At 38.6% G+C, this 453-nt stretch carries 1 pseudogene; it reads right to left on the reverse strand.

The window, feature by feature from the left end:
• Positions 1-202, reverse strand: a pseudogene (locus WFP70_RS26555) (hypothetical protein); the annotation flags it as partial.
• Between the last annotated feature and the right edge of the window lie 251 nt (positions 203-453).

Below are 453 nucleotides of genomic sequence, written 5' to 3' on the forward strand. Positions count from 1 at the left end.
TGGTGCTTACAGATGCCCATTTCATTTTTAAAAGACCAGCGTAGTCTGTCTTTAGCTCAAGTTCCCCATCACTCAGCGATTGAATCGTACCGCTCAATCGATCCCCATTGGCAAGCCAGAGCGTGTCGGCCTGAACAACACAGAGGGAAAGCGGTAAGTAAAAACACAAACAAACAGCACCATTTCTTATTGTTATACTCATGTTTATATTTCCCACAGTACTGGATTCCCACGGACGCCTTAGAAGATCCTTGCATCACACGGCCTCTTGAAATTCATCATGCATTCACATTTAACTGTAGTATATTTTAAGCATGTCTATTGAAATTATATGACCTCGGGTTTGAGATAAAATGATTATAATCATTAAGTTAAGTCATGTGTTTTGAAAAATCATTTTCATATCTGTGTGAATGCATTTTAATGTTTAAACAGCATCGTTGACCAAAAGGC

Source organism: Pantoea sp. USMM079, from assembly GCF_037153115.1.
GTDB lineage: Bacteria > Pseudomonadota > Gammaproteobacteria > Enterobacterales > Enterobacteriaceae > Pantoea > Pantoea communis.